General features: G+C 67.5%; 11 protein-coding genes. 4 read left to right on the top strand and 7 right to left on the bottom strand.

Features of this window, described 5'->3' with window-relative positions; translation table 11 throughout:
- Positions 1-115 precede the first annotated feature (115 nt).
- Positions 116-1,288 carry a putative peptide maturation dehydrogenase gene (locus tag ACI2JH_RS07315; RefSeq protein ID WP_404735818.1) on the bottom strand — a complete coding sequence of 391 codons (1,173 nt, stop codon included), beginning with the start codon at positions 1,286-1,288 and terminating at the stop codon, positions 116-118.
- A gap of 132 nt (positions 1,289-1,420) precedes the next feature.
- Here ACI2JH_RS07315 and ACI2JH_RS07310 point away from each other — a divergent pair, with 132 nt between their 5' ends.
- Positions 1,421-1,723, top strand: coding sequence for an NHLP-related RiPP peptide (locus ACI2JH_RS07310; protein ID WP_101098331.1), 303 nt, complete (start codon positions 1,421-1,423; stop codon positions 1,721-1,723).
- On the opposite strand, the gene ACI2JH_RS07305 is transcribed toward ACI2JH_RS07310, so the two are convergent.
- The 4 genes from ACI2JH_RS07305 to aceB all read right to left on the bottom strand — a co-directional run bounded on the left by ACI2JH_RS07305 (position 1,678) and on the right by aceB (position 8,505).
- Positions 1,678-4,215: a putative peptide modification system cyclase gene (locus tag ACI2JH_RS07305; protein WP_404735817.1), complete on the bottom strand. Its 2,538-nt coding sequence runs from the start codon at positions 4,213-4,215 to the stop codon at positions 1,678-1,680. The genes ACI2JH_RS07310 and ACI2JH_RS07305 overlap by 46 nt on opposite strands.
- A gap of 12 nt (positions 4,216-4,227) precedes the next feature.
- On the bottom strand, positions 4,228-5,271 hold the full coding sequence (locus tag ACI2JH_RS07300; protein ID WP_404735816.1) for a diguanylate cyclase domain-containing protein: 1,044 nt from the start codon (positions 5,269-5,271) through the stop codon (positions 4,228-4,230).
- Between the two features lie 246 nt (positions 5,272-5,517).
- Positions 5,518-6,810 carry an isocitrate lyase gene (aceA, locus tag ACI2JH_RS07295; protein WP_404735815.1) on the bottom strand — a complete coding sequence of 431 codons (1,293 nt, stop codon included), beginning with the start codon at positions 6,808-6,810 and terminating at the stop codon, positions 5,518-5,520.
- Positions 6,811-6,867: 57 nt separating this feature from the next.
- Complete coding sequence (gene aceB / locus ACI2JH_RS07290) at positions 6,868-8,505, bottom strand: malate synthase A (RefSeq protein ID WP_404735814.1); 1,638 nt, start codon at positions 8,503-8,505, stop codon at positions 6,868-6,870.
- 109 nt (positions 8,506-8,614) lie between these two features.
- Here aceB and ACI2JH_RS07285 point away from each other — a divergent pair, with 109 nt between their 5' ends.
- Positions 8,615-9,580 (top strand): LysR family transcriptional regulator, encoded by a 966-nt coding sequence (locus ACI2JH_RS07285; RefSeq protein WP_101098326.1) that lies wholly within the window; start codon positions 8,615-8,617, stop codon positions 9,578-9,580.
- A 77-nt stretch (positions 9,581-9,657) separates the two neighbouring features.
- The gene (locus tag ACI2JH_RS07280; RefSeq protein WP_101098325.1) at positions 9,658-10,566 is read left to right on the top strand and encodes a LysR family transcriptional regulator; all 909 of its coding nucleotides are present in this window, start codon (positions 9,658-9,660) and stop codon (positions 10,564-10,566) included.
- Here the strand turns inward: ACI2JH_RS07280 and ACI2JH_RS07275 are convergent.
- A complete protein-coding gene (locus tag ACI2JH_RS07275; protein WP_404735813.1) occupies positions 10,532-11,824 on the bottom strand; it encodes an MFS transporter in 1,293 nt (430 codons plus the stop codon). The genes ACI2JH_RS07280 and ACI2JH_RS07275 overlap by 35 nt on opposite strands.
- 164 nt (positions 11,825-11,988) lie before the next feature.
- Positions 11,989-12,615: a signal peptidase I gene (gene lepB / locus ACI2JH_RS07270; RefSeq protein WP_350000105.1), complete on the bottom strand. Its 627-nt coding sequence runs from the start codon at positions 12,613-12,615 to the stop codon at positions 11,989-11,991.
- 172 nt (positions 12,616-12,787) lie between these two features.
- Here lepB and ACI2JH_RS07265 point away from each other — a divergent pair, with 172 nt between their 5' ends.
- On the top strand, positions 12,788-13,234 hold the full coding sequence (locus ACI2JH_RS07265; protein ID WP_101101501.1) for a 3-dehydroquinate dehydratase: 447 nt from the start codon (positions 12,788-12,790) through the stop codon (positions 13,232-13,234).
- Positions 13,235-13,632 lie beyond the last annotated feature (398 nt).

The raw sequence follows: 13,632 nt of genomic DNA, 5'->3' as shown, positions 1-13,632 counted from the left end.
CAACAGCCGCTCCTGCGGGCCTCGTTTCGCGCCATCCATGCCGCTCAACGCCCCCGCCAACCCACCCCGTCCCACCTTCGGCAGGAGAGCCGCCGAGCATGGCTCGGCGCTACGGTTACCGGTGCTGCCTGCCGTTGTTCCAGATGCGTTCTGCGGGATCGAATTCGGTGGTGGTCAGCTGCTGCGCCCGCCAGCCGATGCCGCACATCATCACCGGGCTGGACGCTATCCCGTCCAGTTTCAACGTGTCCTCGATGTCGAACTCGTTGATCGCGGCCGTTACGTAGGACGCGACCCCCTCGAGGGTCGCACTTATCGCGAGCTGCTGCGACAGGTGGCCGGCATCGAGCAGGATCGCCCGGTACGCTTTGGGGTGGCTGCGGTACTTCCAGAAATTCCTGGGAAAACGCGCCACCTGGATCAGGTGCAACGCGGCATCGACGAACCAGTCCTGGCCCGCAAGCATCACCCGGACGCGGGCATCTAGGTCGTCCGGCTGGTCGGGCAGGCGGCGCAGTGAGTGGCTGGTCGGATCGTAGTGGTGGATGCCGTTTTCCAGGCCCTCCACATTGCGTACCACGGCATAGGTTTCCAGCGGATGCAGGCCACCGCCGGAGGGAATGTTCTTCTTGAGGATCTGCATGTCCTGGGCCGGCTGTATCACCGCGTGCGCCATGATGGTGCGCTTCAGTATCCGCGCTGCGGTCTGCAGCGGCAGGGGGCGGTCCGGATCGAAATTGCGGCAGGTGACCCTGCGCGACATCAGTTCATCGAAGTCCTCGTCTGCGGCGACCGGCAACGGGATGGGCGTGCCTTCGTGCTGGCTGACCGCCGCTGGGGGCGGGCCGTAACGGCCATGCAGTTCCACCGCAGTGACCAGGTTGTTGCTGCGCATTTCATGGGCGCTGTCCACGCCCCTCCAGCGCCCCGCGCGATGTGCCAGCGCGGTCAGCGGCCACCCGTTCAAGGCCCGCACGCGCGCATCGGCGTCGCCGAACCCAGCGGCGCTTTGTTCATCGCTGATCACCAGGCCCTTGAGGATCAATCCGTGCAGGATCTGGTTGCAGCCTTCGTACGCATCGGCTTCGCTCCACTCGCCTTGGGGAATCCTGCCCAAGGCGCTGACCTCTTCTTCGCTCAGCACGACCGGCTCATCCAGGTGGCCGGCCAACGCCTGCCAGGCCAGGAAGGTCTGCAGTTCGGCGCGCCCTTGCAGCACGGCCTGCAGATCCAGTCCACGGTCTTCCTTGACCTGCATCATGAGGATGGAACAGCGGCGGAAGCGCATGAAGATGTCCAGCAGGAGGCTTGCACAATTCTAGGCTGCAACGCATCGCGCCGATGCAGCCATCCTCTGCTAAACCTCTGCACGGATATGCCGCTATAGCCTACTTGAGCCAACCCAACCAGGACGACGACCATGGCAACTCCCCCCGCACGTACCCCGCTCACGCCGGCACAGGCCGCCACGCTGCTGGACCGCCTGCAGAACGATGACGCGTTCCGTTCCGCGTTCGCGGCAAGCCCGACCGAGGCACTTGCTGGCCTCGGTGTTGTCGCCGACCTCACCGGACCGGTGTGCGATCCGGTGCAGGCGCTGGCCAGCAAGGAAGAGTTCGCTTCGGTATCGCAGCAGCTGCAGGCACACGTCGCCCTGCGCGGCTCGTTCGATGTGCCTTACTGCTTCGAAGCCGGCAAGGTCCAGGAAGCATTGGAAGGCTGAGCCGCCACGGCCAGCGCGGCCGGCCCACGGGCCGGCTGTCCGCGTGGGTCGTGACTGTCGCGCACGTTCAGTGCCTGCAGGATGTAGTTGCCGTTGTCTTCGGCATAGGCCAGGCCACGATGGCGCGCGAGCCATTTCTGTTCGACCAGCGCGCTGGCGGCATCGTCCATCGCAAGGTAGGCGTCGCGCAACGCGGCATGCACCTGGTAGAGCTCGCGTCCGTCGACCATCGGCTTGAGCATCGCCAGCGCGCGCTCCGGATGGCCATCAAGGCGGGCCTGCGTTGCTTCGACGATCACCAGCATCTGCGCCGAGCGATCACCGCCGCGCGCGGCGATCTGCCGCTTGATGAGCGGCAGCAGGTTGCCGGGTGAGTGGTCGCCTCGCTGTGCCACGTAGGCGGTTGCCGCCACGATGAACGCCACTTCCTGCTGGTCCGGAACGGCCACCTCGCCATCCAGTTCGTGCAGCAGCTTCAGGATGTCCTGCCGATACCCGCGGTGCTGCACCCCGCTTATGCCCTGCAGGTTCTTCACCACCACGTCGACCAGGGTGCACATGACCTCTTCGCCGCAGCCATCGCGCAGGGTCTGCAGGCCCGCTATCGCACTGGACGCATCGTTGGCGTCCACCAGCACCGCAGCGCGTTCGAGCTGCTGGCCCATGTTGGAGGGCTGCACGTCCTTGATGTTGGCCAGCGCGGCGGGCATGTCACCCTCCACCGCGTACACGATCCCCAGGCGGGTGCTTGCGGTACGTCCGGCCAGCGTATTGGCCGTGCGGAAATGCCGCCGCGCGGTGTCGTGGCGGCCGATAGCCAGTTCGATCCGGCCGACGAAATCATGGGCCACCGATCGCATCGGATTCTGCGTGGCCAGCAGGCGACGGGCCGCGTTCAGGGCATTGGTGTAGTCGCCCAGCGAGTACAGTGCGCGCGCGCGATTCATATACCCGGCGTAGTAGTCCGGGTACAGATCGGTCAGCATTTTCCATTTCGCGGCAACCTCGCTGATCGGCGCACCGTCGAGCTGCTTTCCCCAGGCTTCCAGGTACAACGCGTCGCGCGGGGGCAGCCGTTCGCGCAGCGCCACTGCGCTGCGGTACGACGCCATGGCCTGGTTGACCTCGCCGCGCGCCATGTGGATCCGCATCCTGCCGACGTGGGCGAAGGCGAATTCCGGGTCGAGCTTGAGCGCCTGCTCGAAGAACTGCAGTGCCTCGCTGTAACGCCGGTCTGCCAGTGCGTTGCTGCCTTCGGCGTAGGCACGAAGTGCATCCAGGTCCGGCGTGATGACCTGCGGCAGCGGCCGGGCATTGCTGTGCACGTCGGAAAGGGCTTCACCCAGGCGCGTGCGCAACGAGGCGACGACGGTATCGGTGGAACGCAGTGCGGACTCCAGGCCACGTCCGTCCGCATACTCGGTGAACACCGTGACCCCATCGCGCGGTTGCACCACTTCCACCGCCACGCGCAGGCGTCCGTTGACCTCGGCGATGGAAGGAATCAGCACGGCACGGGCGCCCTCGCGGATCGCCACTTCCACTGCCGCCCTCCTGTCCAGCGGAGCATCGGGATTGCGGCGCATGCGTGCTTCGGTGTCACGCACCTTCAGGTCGCTGAGCACGTTGACGTAGCGGGATTGTTCAAGGCTGACCCGCAGGGCAAGGTCCATCGAATCATCCAGCAGGCTGTTGCCGGTCATGTTGCGTACGTCGGCCAGCACCACCCAGTCGCGCTCGGCGAAGGCGATCGCCGGCTGCGGCCGCAGCAGCAGCCAGCCCCCCAGCACCAGCATCACCGCGAACATCGCTTCGGCGGCCATCGCCATCGGCCGGCGCCAGAACGGGATATCGCGGATCGCCTTGGGCGTGGGGCGCGGGCGGCCCACCGCCGGGACGTCCTCGGAAACGACCCCATATACGTCCATCGGCTGCGCCACGCCCTTGAAGCGCCAGCGCCCGAACGACTTCCACTTCAGCCCCTTGCCGACCTCCCCAAGGCTGTCGGCAACCCGGCGCACCATCGATTCGGCGGTGGCCGACAACAGCACCTGTCCCGGCCGCGCCAGCTGCATCAGGCGCGCGGCCATCGGCTTGGCAAGGCCCTCCACCTCGACCGGCTTGGACCCCAGCGCGATCGCTTCGGCACTGTTGTTCCACAGGATCACTTCGCCAACGTGCAGGCCAGCGCGCGCCAGCAGTGGCACCTTGTTGGCCTGGCCGAGCTGGCGCAGCGCCTGCTGGTAATCCAGCGCGAAGCCCAGCGCATCCACCGGCCGCTCGAACAGCACGAACAAGCCGTCGGAGCGGTCGATCTGCTGGCCGCGCCAGCGCTGCTGCATCGCCAGCACCAGGCGGTCGTGCTGCTGGAACAGTTCGGCGGCGGCTGCATCGCCGATACGCTCCACCAGCGTGGTGGAATCACACAGGTCGGTGAACAGCAGCGCGCGCAGCTGCGGGACGTGGGAGGTCGCTTCCGTGCCACCGTTCATGGGAATCTCCGCTCAGCCGGTTTCGACGACGTCGTGCGGCCAGCACAGCCGGTCGCCGCCATCCCGCTTGGCCTGGTACAGCGCACGGTCCGCGTTGGCGTACCACTCGCTCCAGTCGGCGGTGGGATGCACCAGGCTGGCGCCGATGCTCAGCAAGCACACGTGCGGGGTGCCGTGGCTGCGTTCCATCAGCCCGTGCACGGCCGTCAGCACGAACTCGGCGGCATGCTGCACGATCTCCGTGTTGGCACGGCGCAGCAGCAGGCAGAACTCATCACCGCCCAGCCGGCAGGCCAGGTCATCGGCGCCGGCCATCGAGCGCAGGATGTTGGCCACGCTCTGCAGCACGCGGTCGCCGGCCTGGTGGCCGAACTCGTCGTTGATCTGCTTGAAGCGGTCGCAGTCGATCAGCAGCAGGCCCTGCGCCGGACCGTCTTCGTGCGCCCGGCATTCCTGCAGGTACAGCGCCAGTCCGCGCCGGTTGTGCAAGCCGGTCAGTTCATCGGTGCGCACCAGTTCGCGCGTATCGCGGAGCTGGTGGGTGGTGACGTACAGGTTGTCCAGCGCGGTTTCCAGGTCATGGTTGCGGCGACGCAGCTGGCTGATCAGCGCCTGTTCGTTGCCCACCACGCGCATGATGGTACGGCGCAGGAAATAGGCGATCAGGCCGGGCTCGGTTTCCACCAGCCGATGGAAATCGACATGGCCCAGTTCCAGCACGTCGGTATCGCAGGTGGCGCGCGCATCGGCGCTGCGCAGGTGGTCACCGATCAGCAGGCCGAGCTCGCCGAAGAACTCGCTGCCCGCCAGGCGCTTGAGCACCAGGTCTTCGCCGAAATCCAGTTCGATCTCGCCTTCGGCGATGACGAACATGCTGCTGCCGCGGTGGCCGCGACGAAACAGGCAATCGCCTGCGCGCAGGGTGCGACGGTGGGCGAAGCGGGCGAACAGGTCGAACTCTTCCGGGCTGAGGACGGCGTGCACGATCTCAGCCATCGCCGTGGTGGCAATGCCTGATCGTTCCACCACGTCTACGACCGCACCCCTGCCAGTCATTCCCCTGCCCTGCCGATCAGACTTCCCATCCTGAGGTGCGGAGCATATCACCGCTTGCAACTGTGCGCTGCGTCCCATTTTCCTGCATCCGTGCGTGAAATATCAGGGGGTTGAACGCGGCCTGCGGCGGCGGGCGGCCAGGGGGCGGCCGCTCCGGGCGAGGGCGTGACGACCAACGGTCGTCACCTACCAAAAGCGAGGGTCGTCCCCCACCGGGGCAGGGTCGGTGCCCGTCCCCCTTTCACATCAGGCCGCGCGGCCGGCGCTGAACTGCTCTTCCTCGGTGGACCCGGTCAGGGCGGTGGTGGAGGACTGGCCCTGCTGGATCGCCTGGGTCACCGCATCGAAGTAGCCGGTGCCCACCTCGCGCTGGTGCTTGACCGCCGTGAAGCCGCGGTCGGCGGCGGCGAACTCGGCTTCCTGCAGCTCCACGAAGGCGCTCATCTGCCGGCGCGCATAGCCGTGGGCCAGGTTGAACATCGAGTAGTTCAACGCGTGGAAGCCGGCCAGGGTGATGAACTGGAACTTGTAGCCGTACTTGGCGATCTCGGTCTGGAATCTGGCGATGGTGGCGTCGTCCAGGTTCTTCTTCCAGTTGAAGCTGGGCGAGCAGTTGTAGGCCAGCAGCTTGCCCGGGAACTTCGCGTGGATGGCCTCGGCGAACCTGCGCGCGAACTCCAGGTCCGGCTTGCCGGTCTCGCACCACACCAGGTCGGCGTAGGGGGCGTAGGCCAGGCCGCGGCTGATCGCCTGGTCCAGGCCATTGCGGGTCTTGTAGAAGCCTTCGGTGGTGCGCTCGCCGGTGGCGAACGGCTGGTCGTTGGCATCGATGTCGCTGGTCAGCAGGTCGGCCGCCTCGGCATCGGTACGCGCCACCAGCAGGGTCGGCACGCCCAGCACGTCGGCCGCCAGCCGGGCCGCGTTCAACTTCTCGATGGCTTCGCGGGTGGGCACCAGCACCTTGCCGCCCATGTGGCCGCACTTCTTCACCGAGGCCAGCTGGTCTTCGAAGTGCACCCCGGCCGCACCGGCTTCGATCATCGCCTTCATCAACTCGAAGGCGTTCAGCACGCCGCCGAAGCCCGCCTCGGCATCGGCCACGATCGGCTGCAGGAAGTCGATCTCGTCCTTGCCTTCGGCATGGTGCAGCTGGTCGGCGCGCAGCAGGGTGTTGTTGATGCGCTTGACCACCGCCGGCACCGAATCGGCCGGGTACAGCGACTGGTCCGGGTACATCTGGCCGGCCAGGTTGGCATCGGCGGCGACCTGCCAGCCGGACAGGTAGATGGCGTTCAAGCCGGCCTTCACCTGCTGCATGGCCTGGTTGCCGGTCAACGCGCCCAGCGCATTCACGAAGTCCTTTTCCTGCAGGTAGGTCCACAGCTTTTCCGCGCCCAGCCGGGCCAGCGAGTGCTCCACGTGGACCGTGCCGCGCAGGCGCACCACGTCGGCAGCGGTGTAGTTGCGTTCAATCCCCTGCCAGCGGGGGTTGGTGTCCCAGTCGTGCTGGATCTGTTCGGCAGTGGGCAGCGTGCTCATGTCTATCTCCAGTTCGTCAGTACTACAGCAGGATGAAAAAGCGGGCCGGCGCAGGCGTCAGTCGATGCGTGCGTAGGCCGGCAGGGTCAGGAAATCGTTGAGTTCGTCGGCGCCGCTCAGCTCGGCCAGCAGGGCGATCGCTTCGTCCACGCGGCCGCCACCGGGCAGTGCAGCGCGGTCGCCCAGGCGGGCCGGCAGCTGGGCCAGGGCGTTGTCCAGCAGCGCGGCATCGATGGCGGTGCCGTCGTCCAGCTGCTGGCCGGGGGTATGCAGCCACTGCCACAGCTGGCTACGGCTGATCTCGGCGGTGGCCGCGTCTTCCATCAGGTTGTGGATCGGCACGCAGCCGTTGCCATCCAGCCATGCCGCCAGGTAGCGCACGCAGACTTCCACGTTGCCTTCGAAGCCGGCGCGGCTGATGCTGCCCGGCGGCCTTGCGATCAGCTGGTCGCGGTCCACGCGCACGTCCTGGCGCAGCACGTGCTGCTGGTTCGCACCGGGCATGTGCTCGTCGAAGACCGCCATCGCCACCGGGATCAGCGCCGGGTGCGCGACCCAGGTGCCGTCATGCCCGGCGGTCACTTCGCGCAGCTTGTCCGCGCGCACCCGCGCCATCGCCTGTTCGTTGGCGGCCGCATCGTTGCCGATCGGGATCTGCGCCGCCATGCCACCCATCGCATGTGCGCCACGGCGGTGGCAGGTCTGGATCAGCAGTTCCGAATAGGCCTTCAGGAACGGCTGGGTCATGGTCACCTGGCCACGCTCGGGCAGCACCTTGTCGGCATGCCGGCGGAAGGTCTTCAGGTACGAGAAAATGTAATCCCAGCGCCCGCAGTTCAGCCCGACGATGCGATCGCGCAGCGCGTGCAGGATCTCGTCCATCTCGAACACCGCCGGCAACGTTTCGATCAGCCCGGTGACCTTGATCTGGCCGTGCGGCAGGCCGAGCATGCCCTCGATGTGCGACAGCGCGGTTTCCCACAGCGCCGCCTCTTCCATGCTCTGCAACTTGGGCAGGTAGAAGTACGGGCCACGGTCGTTGGCCATCAGCGTGCGGGCATTGTGGTACGCGAACACCGCCGCGTCGAACAGTCCGCCGGCCAGGCGCTGGCCATCCACCAGCACGTGCTTTTCGTCCAGGTGCCAGCCGCGCGGGCGCACGATCAGCACGGCGCGTTCTTCGTACGGACGCAGCGTGTAGTGCTTGGCCGGCTTGCTGCCGCTGGCCGGGGCGGTGAACTGCAGGTCGCCACGCACCGCACCGATCAGCGACTGCTGGCCAGCCAGCAGGTTGCGCCAGGTCGGCGCGGTGGCGTCTTCGAAGTCGGCCATGAACACCTTCGCCCCGGAGTTCAGCGCGTTGATGACCATTTTCGGGTCGGTCGGGCCGGTGATCTCCACGCGGCGGTCGAGCAGCGCCGCCGGCAGCGGCGCCACTTTCCAGTCCTCGGCGCGGATCGGCGCGGTATCGGCGCGGAAGTCCGGCAGCCCGCCCTGGTCGAAGAACGCCTGGCGCTGCACGCGGGCCGCCAAGCGGGCCTGGCGGCCGGGTTCCACCGCACGGTGCAGGGACACCAGCAGGGCCAGCAGCGGGGCCGGCAGCAGCGCGGACTGGCCGGCCACCTGGGTGGTCAGGGTGATCCCCGGGGTGGGCTTGGCGGACGGCGAAGGAATGGCGGAAGCAACGGCGGACATCGGGACACTCCAGCAGCGAGGGACGACCCTACCGTGCTTCCCGGCCCAGGTATTTGACAAAGCAGTTATTTCAATGCATTTTATAAGTTTTGCTTATACTCGTTACACCATGCCCACACGCCCGCCGCCAAGTCCCCGTTTTTCCTACAAATCTGATCGGCTGAAGCCGTTGCGGGCGTTCTGCCAGACGGTGCGATTGGGCTCGGTTTCACGTGCGGCGGAGGCACTTTTTGTCAGCCAGCCGGCCATCAGCCAGCAGTTGCAGGCCCTGGAGCGGGAGCTGGGGGTGGTGCTGTTCGAACGCAGCGGGCGGCGCCTGGTCCCCAGCCGCGAGGGCCAGCTGCTGTTCGAGATGGCGCAGCCGCTGGTGGAGGACCTGGACGGACTGGAGGCACGCTTCCGCGACAAGGTGAGCGGCATGGACGCCGGCGAGCTGAACATCGCGGCCAACAGTTCCACCATCCTGTACCTGCTGCCGCGCATCATCGAGCGCTTCCGGCAGCTGCACCCGGACGTGCGGCTGACCCTGCACAATGCCATCAGCGCCGACGGCACCGACCTGCTGCGCGATGACGCCGCCGACCTGGCGGTGGGATCGATGACCGACGTGCCGGCCGACCTGAGCTACGCTCCGGCCTATCGCTTCGAGCAGATGCTGATCACCCCGCACGACCACCCGCTGGCGCGCGGCACACTGAGCCTGGAGGCGATCTCCAGGCACCCGCTGGTGCTGCCGCCGAAGCGCCAGATAACCTACCGGCTGGTGGACCAGGTATTCCAGCGCCACCGCCTGCCCTACACCGTGGCACTGGAAGTGGGCGGCTGGGAAGTGATCAAGCAGTACGTGGCGATGGGCATGGGCATCTCCATCGTGCCAGCGCTGTGCCTCAACGATGCCGACCCCGGCAAGCTGGTCGCGCGCTCCATGCGCGAATGGTTCCCGGAGCGCAGCTACGGGGTGATCGTACGCCGCGGCAAAGCCCTGTCCCCGCAGGCCCGCGCCTTCGTCGAAATGATCCAGCCCGAACTGTTCTCGCCCCGCGAATACGACCAGAGCGGCCACTCCGAACGCTGACGGTAGTGACGGCCGCTGGCCGTCAAGTCATTACACCCTTCGTCCTGGCTGTTCTCGTCCCTCTCTACAATCCCCCCATGTCGATCGAACTCCGCCATCTCCGCTACTTCCTCGCCGTGGCCGACACGCTGCACTTCGGCCAGGCCGCCGAGCGGCTCGGCATGTCACAGCCGCCGCTGAGCCAGCAGATCCGCCAGCTGGAACACCTGCTTGGCGCGCAGCTGTTCGTGCGCAGCCATCGGCGGGTGCAGCTGACCGAGGCCGGTGCGCTGCTGCAGGCGAAGGCCCGCGCGATCCTGCAGCAGGTGGACGCAGCGGTGGACGAGGTGCAGCGGGTGCAGCGCGGCGAGCAGGGCGAGCTGCACATCGGCCTGACCCGCGCCACGCCGCTGGTGCCGCAGATTCCGCGCGCCATTTTTGGTTACCGCGAGCGCTTCCCGCAGGTGCGCTTGCAGCTGCGCGAGATGAACACCCTGCAGCAGATCGATGCGCTGCTGGAAAACCGGCTGGACGTGGGCATCATCCGCAAGCGCGTGCTGCCGCCGGAACTGGTGGCGCACAGCCTGTTTACCGATCCGCTGGCGCTGGTGCTGCACCGCGACCACCCTGCCCTGCGCGGGCGTGATCCGGCCAGCACGGTGCTGCCGTTGCAGCAGTTCGCCCACGAACCGTTCGTGGGCTTCCACCGCAGCGTGGGCGCCGGCATCCACGACCAGATGATCGCGCTGTGTACGGCGGCAGGGTTCACGCCGCGCATCGTGCAGGAGGCCGGTGAGGCGTCCACGCTCATCAGCCTGGCGGCGGCGGGATTGGGTGCGGCGATCCTGCCCTCGTCATGTGACCACATCCAGATCGAGGGCGCGTGCTTCGTGGCGCTGGGGGATCAGGGCGCGCATTCGGAAGTGCAGCTGGTGTGGCGGCGGGAAGGGGTGACGCCGTTGATCCGCAACTTCACTGCGCTGTTGCAGGCGGAGTTTGAACGGTAGTGACGGCTGGCAAGCGGCGCCACAGGCGCCAGGCGATGCCGGCACCGATCATGGTCAGCATGCCGGTGAACGCGCATACGCCGGCCCAGTCCCACGCGGTGTAGGCCAATCCGCCCACCGCACCCAGCACGCTGGAACCGAGGTAGTACGAGAACAGATACAACGCCGATGCTTCGGCGCGGATCGCGCCGGCACGGCTGCCAACCCAGCTGCTGGCCACCGAATGGCCGCCGAAGAAGCCGAAGGTGACCAGCGCGATGCCGAGCGCCATCGTCCACAGCCACGGCATCACCAGCAGCACGATACCGGCGATGATCAGGGCGTAGCTGATCGACAGTACGCGGCCGCGGCCATGGCGGATCGCCTGCTGGCCCATCCAGGCCGAACTGAAGGTGCCTACCAGGTACACGCTGAAGATCAATCCGACCACGGTCTGGCTGAGCCGATAGGGCGGTGCCAGCAGGTGGTAGCCCAGATAGTTGTAGGTGGTGACGAACACGCCCATCAGCAGGAACGCGGTGGCGAACAGCCACGGCAGGCCGGGATCGGCGAAGAGCTGGCGCCAGCGCGAGGGCAGTTGGCGCAGCCCGCCACGACGGCTCTGGAAGTGCCGGGAGGGCGGCAGCTGCATCCACAGCAGCAGGGTGCTGGCAACGGCGATCAGCGATACCACGCCGATGCCCCAGCGCCAGCCCCAGTGGTCGGCGATGATGCCGGCGATCAAGCGCCCGCTCATGCCGCCCACCGCGTTGCCGCCGATGTACAGGCCCATCGCCAGGCCCATCGCCCGGCTGTCCATCTCTTCGACCAGATAGGTCATCGCCACGGCCGGCACGCCGCTCAGCGCCACGCCGAGCAGCGCGCGCAGCACCAGCATCGTGGTCCAGTCGGTCACCAGCGCACTGGCGGCGGACAGCACGGTGGACGCCAGCAGCGCGGTGATCATCACATTGCGGCGGCCGACGCGGTCGGACACCAGGCCGGCGATCAGCATCATCACCGCCAGCAGGCCGGTGCTGAGCGAAAGCGCCAGGGCGCTGTTGGCGGCGGACACGCCGAAGTGGCGGCTGAACTCGGGCAGCAGCGGCTGCACGGTGTACAGCAGGCCGAAGGTGGAGAAGCCGGCCAGGAACAGCGCCACCGCGGTGCGCCGGAACGCGGGCGTGCCCTGTTCGATGTGGGTTGCGGCGGTTGGGGTGGCGGTCGGGGGGCCTGGGGGGATGCGGCGCTCGAGGGCGGCTGCGGTATCGCCGTTCATCGGATCGGGAGGGCCGGGGGGAGGCGGCCGGGGTGTGGGGATGGGGTCAGGCTAGCCCCCTCCATCGAGTCGATCCATAACCTGATGGGTACGGATTGATATGTTTGGCGTATGGATAGTCTGGAGTGAGAGCGTGACGACCAACGGTCGTCACCCACCAGTGCTTACAGGTTCAGCCACTCCAGGCCTTCGCCGCGGCGGTAGTACACGGCCACGGCTTTGCCATAGACCTTGTCAGCATCGACGAAGCCGAAGAAGCGGCCGTCGAAGCTGTTGCCGCGATGGTCGCCCATCACCAGCAGTTTGCCGTGCGGCACCACCACGCCGTCCACGTCCGGGCCGCCGCCCATGTCCAGGCCGAGCTGCGCGACGCGGCTGCCGAACTGTTCGGCGGCCGGGTTGCCGGCCTGCTGCAGCGGCTGGCCGTTGATGCTGAGGTGGCCGTTGCGCACGTCCACGCGGTCGCCGGCCACGGCCACCACGCGCTTGATCAGCCGGGTGCCATCGGCGGGGGAGTCGAACACCGCCACTTCGCCACGCTGCGGCGCGCCCACGTCCAGCAGCGGGTGCTGGGTGAACGGCAGGCGCAGGCCATAGGCGCGCATGTCCACTACCACGCGGTCACCCGGTTCCAGGGTGGGTTGCATCGACCCGCTGGGTACCACGTAGTGGTTGGCCAGGGTGTCGCGCGCGGCGGCCAGCAGGCCGAGCATCACCAGCAGCGGCAGTGCTTCTTTCTTCAGCCAGTGCAGCGCGCGTTGGGTAACGGGAGGGCGGGCGATGGCATCCATGGCGAAGCTCCGGGAAGTGTGGGCAGTAAGACCGTGGGAAGTTCGGTTCGGTTCCTCACGGTCGCTACGGAGATTTTACGTGCGGTCGCGGCGCACGCCATGGAGGCTTTACGGGCGGTGCGCGCATCGTGTGCCTACCGCGCCTCGGGCGCTTGCTTGTGGTTGCTGCGCCATGTCGATCTTCATCATTCGTGGCCCGGAAGCATCCGGTGCCTTGATCCGCACCGCCGAGCCGCTGCCCGCACTGGTGCTTAAAACGCTGGTGCACCGCGCGGTGGATGCCGGTACCAGCGTGGCGATCCGTGCCTGCGGGTCCGAGCAGGAACTGCTGGATGCGCTGCGCGTGGCCGACCATGCACGCGGCGAGGTGACGCTGCTGGATCCGGGTGCGTGCGCGCACAGCATGCGGCTGCAGCGGCTGCTGCCGCACCTGCATAACGCATATGTGGAAGTGCACGACGACGGCGCTGTGGCGGAGCCGTGGTTGCCCGATGGCATAGGCCAGCGGCTGGGAATCGCAGCCGGGTACGGGGCACAGAGCTACGTGCTTGCGCTGGACATCGCGCTGGATCACCTGGGCCTGGCCGAGCGCGCCGAGCGCGTGCACGTAGGAACTTGAGCCAGCACGGAAACCGGTAGCGCCGAGCCATGCGCGGCGAGCGCCAAGCGCGGCCTGCGTCAGGCATCGCGGTGCCGGGACGGAAAGCCGCCGAGCACGGCTCGGCGCTACCAGAGCCGGCACCGAATCACAGTGCCAGCGCGGAAACCGGTAGCGCCGAGCCATGCGCGGCGAGCGCGAAGCGCGGCCTGTGTCAGGCACCGCGGTGCCGGAACGGAAAGCCGCCGAGCACGGCTCGGCGCTACCAGAGCCGGCACCGAATCACAGTGCCAGCACGCAAACCGGTAGCGCCGAGCCATGCTCGGCGAGCGCCAAGCGCGGCCTGCGTCAGGCACCGCGGTGCCGGAACGGAAAGCCGCCGAGCACGGCTCGGCGCTACCAGAGCCGGCACCGAATCA

The organism is Stenotrophomonas sp. NPDC078853 (assembly GCF_044901215.1).
Classification (GTDB): Bacteria; Pseudomonadota; Gammaproteobacteria; order Xanthomonadales; family Xanthomonadaceae; genus Stenotrophomonas; species Stenotrophomonas lacuserhaii.
This window is presented reverse-complemented; position numbering and strand designations above follow the sequence as displayed.

Bases quoted from the DNA above. Each gene is read 5' to 3' on its own strand.
- ACI2JH_RS07315 (WP_404735818.1), bottom strand. From the start codon at position 1,288: ATGCGCTTCCGCCGCTGTTCCATCCTCATGATGCAGGTCAAGGAAGAC.
- ACI2JH_RS07310 (WP_101098331.1), top strand. From the start codon at position 1,421: ATGGCAACTCCCCCCGCACGTACCCCGCTCACGCCGGCACAGGCCGCC.
- ACI2JH_RS07305 (WP_404735817.1), bottom strand. From the start codon at position 4,215: ATGAACGGTGGCACGGAAGCGACCTCCCACGTCCCGCAGCTGCGCGCG.
- ACI2JH_RS07300 (WP_404735816.1), bottom strand. From the start codon at position 5,271: ATGACTGGCAGGGGTGCGGTCGTAGACGTGGTGGAACGATCAGGCATT.
- aceA (WP_404735815.1), bottom strand. From the start codon at position 6,810: ATGAGCACGCTGCCCACTGCCGAACAGATCCAGCACGACTGGGACACC.
- aceB (WP_404735814.1), bottom strand. From the start codon at position 8,505: ATGTCCGCCGTTGCTTCCGCCATTCCTTCGCCGTCCGCCAAGCCCACC.
- ACI2JH_RS07285 (WP_101098326.1), top strand. From the start codon at position 8,615: ATGCCCACACGCCCGCCGCCAAGTCCCCGTTTTTCCTACAAATCTGAT.
- ACI2JH_RS07280 (WP_101098325.1), top strand. From the start codon at position 9,658: ATGTCGATCGAACTCCGCCATCTCCGCTACTTCCTCGCCGTGGCCGAC.
- ACI2JH_RS07275 (WP_404735813.1), bottom strand. From the start codon at position 11,824: ATGAACGGCGATACCGCAGCCGCCCTCGAGCGCCGCATCCCCCCAGGC.
- lepB (WP_350000105.1), bottom strand. From the start codon at position 12,615: ATGGATGCCATCGCCCGCCCTCCCGTTACCCAACGCGCGCTGCACTGG.
- ACI2JH_RS07265 (WP_101101501.1), top strand. From the start codon at position 12,788: ATGTCGATCTTCATCATTCGTGGCCCGGAAGCATCCGGTGCCTTGATC.